The sequence below is a fragment of the Noviherbaspirillum denitrificans genome, assembly GCF_002211445.1.
GTDB lineage: Bacteria > Pseudomonadota > Gammaproteobacteria > Burkholderiales > Burkholderiaceae_D > Noviherbaspirillum > Noviherbaspirillum denitrificans.
Map to the genome: position 1 here is coordinate 1 of NZ_LSTO01000037.1, position 2,791 is coordinate 2,791.

Annotated in this window: 4 protein-coding genes; all 4 read right to left on the reverse strand. The window is 57.0% G+C overall.

Annotated features, from left to right (window positions below; all coding sequences use genetic code 11):
* Positions 1 to 385: PAS domain-containing protein (locus tag AYR66_RS28635; RefSeq protein ID WP_141104362.1), on the reverse strand; the 385-nt coding region annotated here is incomplete at its 3' end.
* A gap of 172 nt (positions 386 to 557) precedes the next feature.
* Entirely contained in the window at positions 558 to 959 is a 402-nt protein-coding gene (locus tag AYR66_RS27965) for a MerR family transcriptional regulator (protein ID WP_088710787.1), read from the reverse strand.
* Positions 960 to 967: 8 nt separating this feature from the next.
* On the reverse strand, positions 968 to 1,381 hold the full coding sequence (locus tag AYR66_RS27970) for an integration host factor subunit alpha (RefSeq protein WP_088710788.1): 414 nt from the start codon (positions 1,379 to 1,381) through the stop codon (positions 968 to 970).
* 32 nt (positions 1,382 to 1,413) lie between these two features.
* Positions 1,414 to 2,791: phenylalanine--tRNA ligase subunit beta (locus tag AYR66_RS27975; RefSeq protein WP_141104363.1), on the reverse strand; the 1,378-nt coding region annotated here is incomplete at its 5' end.

Below are 2,791 nucleotides of genomic sequence, written 5' to 3' on the forward strand. Positions count from 1 at the left end.
GGGGCTTGCGCCGCTGCAGGCGGTCGTACAACGCGAAGCCGAGCGCGCCGATGATCTTGCCCGCCTCATCCTTGAGCGGAATACGCATCACGACCAGGGGCTGGTCGCGGATCATCATGATGTCGAGGAGGATAGGCTTGCCGTTCTGAACGACTTCGCGCATACGGCTGTTGGGAATGACTTCCTCGACCATCTTGCCGAGCGCCTCTTCCGGCCCCTTCAAGCCAAGGAAGGCCACATACTTGTCGTTGATCCAGGCGATGCGGCCCTGCTCGTCCACCGCCAGAGTGCCTTCGCAAGAGTCGTCGAACAGATCGAGCAACGACTGCATGCCTACCCGCAGGATGCTGTCCACATCCCAGGATGAAGCGACAGACGTTTTCATTTCTTCTCCATGTGAAGGCCGCGCGCCGCGAAACCAGAAGTAATCCGGGCGCCGAATGTGGCCGATTATAGATGCTCTTGCGGAATTACGTTCGGCACAGTGGAATAATGAAAAGAGTCACAACAAATAAAAAACCGCCCGAAGGCGGTTTTTCATGGAGCAATTGCTGTTGTTATCGTTTCAGCAGATTCAGGATCTCAGACAGTTCGGTGCGGATCGCTGCGGTATTGATTTCGAGCGGCGGAAGTCCTGCGGTCAAATCATCCGAACCGTTGGTGGCGCCGTTCCCGTTCGCGATACGACTGTCCAGCTTGTTGCGCGCGCCGCTGATGGTGAAACCCTGCTCGTAAAGCAGCTCGCGGATGCGGCGAATCAGCAGGACTTCATGATGCTGGTAGTAACGCCGGTTACCGCGGCGCTTGACCGGTTTAAGCTGCGTGAACTCCTGCTCCCAGTAGCGCAGCACATGCGGCTTCACACCGCACAGCTCGCTGACTTCACCGATAGTGAAATAACGCTTCGCCGGAATCGGCGGCAATACGATTGCCTCGGATTTGCTCGCGCGATCGTTCATGGCTCAACTCACGCCACGCGGGCGAGCGGTTTGCTTCTTGCGGTCTCCACCATGCTCTTGAGCTTCTGGCTCGCATGGAAGGTCACCACACGGCGGGCAGTGATCGGGATTTCTTCACCGGTCTTCGGATTGCGGCCGGGGCGCTGCGGCTTGTCGCGCAGCTGAAAATTGCCGAAGCCCGACAGCTTGACCGACTCCCCACGTTCAAGCGCATTACGGATTTCGTCGAAGAAGGTTTCGACCATGTCCTTCGCTTCACGCTTGTTCAGGCCGACCTGTTCGAAGAGAAGTTCAGCCAACTCTGCCTTCGTCAGCGTCGGCAGATCTTTTTCAGCCTGTGTGCGCGCTTGCGACTCTTGCACAGCCCGACTAAGGTCGGCGGCCAAAACGGATTGAAGTTCGGCTGAGTTCACGTCATTCATAATAGTTATCACTGCCCGACGTAGTGCAACGTTCAAGTACGCAGCTTGGCGCCATGCCTATTTTCGACAGACGCGATGAATGCGGCCATTGCGGCGTCCACTTTGTCGTCTTGCAGGGTAGTTTGAGTATCTTGCAAGGTAAAACGGAAAGCAAGACTTTTTTCGTCATTTTCCAGCCCCTTGCCGCGATATTCATCAAATAAAACAATGGCTTGCATGATAGCACAGGTCGCATTGGATTGCCGTTCAGCAAAAAATGTGTCCATCAGATCCTGTGCTGGCACTGCCTGTTTCACCACAACAGCGATGTCGCGCGTGACTGCCGGGAACTTGGAAATCTCCTGGTACGACGGTATATCGCGCTGCTGCAACGCCGCTGCATCCACTTCAAAGACGACCGGCGCCAGCGGCAGGTCATACTTCTGTTGCAGGCGCGGATGCAATTCGCCGATAAAGCCGATCGCACGTCCATCCACGAAAACATTTGCCGAACGTCCCGGATGCAGGGCAGGATGTTCCACCTTCACGAACTTCAACTGCTTCGGCGCGAACAAGGCTTCGAGATCCGCCTTGATATCGAAAAAGTCGACATTGCGAGACGGTGCGCCCCACTGCTCTTCCACCACCGGACCGTAAGCAATCGCAGCCACACGCTTGGGCTGGTCGTAACCGGCAACCGAGAGCGGACCATCCTTGATCGATGCATTGCGCAAGAATACTGCGCCGATTTCGAACAGGCGCACACGATTGAGCTTGCGGTTCAGGTTGTAGCGCACGTTCGCCACCAGGCTGCCCACGAGAGTGGTACGCATGACGCTCATCTGACTCGCAATCGGATTCTGCAGGCGAATCGGATTGGCATTCCCCGCGAAGTCCGCTTCCCATGCTTCTTCTACGAAGCTGAAGTTCACGACTTCCTGGTAATCCTCATCGGCAAGCTGACGACGCACCGCGAACAGGGAGCGCGAATTTTCAGGCGCGATGCGCATAGTATTCGGCGCCACCGGCGGCAGCGCCGGAATGTTTTCGAAGCCGTAGACACGCGCGATTTCCTCGATCAGGTCTTCTTCAATCTCGATGTCGAATCGGAAGGACGGCGGTGTAACGGTAAACAAGCTCGGTACTTGCGTGAACTCCAGGCCGAGGCGCTTGAAGATGTCCGCAATCTGCCCGTCGCTGACCGGAACGCCGATCACCTTGACTGCGCGCGCCGTCCGTACGGTGACGGGCTTGCGCTGCGGGAGATTGACGACGTGGTCGTCCACCGGACCAACAACCGTGTCTTTACCGCCGCAAATTTCCACGATCAGCGCAGTGATTCGCTCGATATGTTCGACAGTCGTCGCATAGTCCACGCCGCGCTCGAAACGATGCGCGGCATCGGTCGAGAAGTTGTAGCGGCGGGGGCGG

Excerpts from the sequence above, each read along its gene's own strand:
- AYR66_RS27965 (WP_088710787.1), bottom strand. The coding sequence starts at position 959 with ATGAACGATCGCGCGAGCAAATCCGAGGCAATCGTATTGCCGCCGATT.
- AYR66_RS27970 (WP_088710788.1), bottom strand. The coding sequence starts at position 1,381 with ATGAATGACGTGAACTCAGCCGAACTTCAATCCGTTTTGGCCGCCGAC.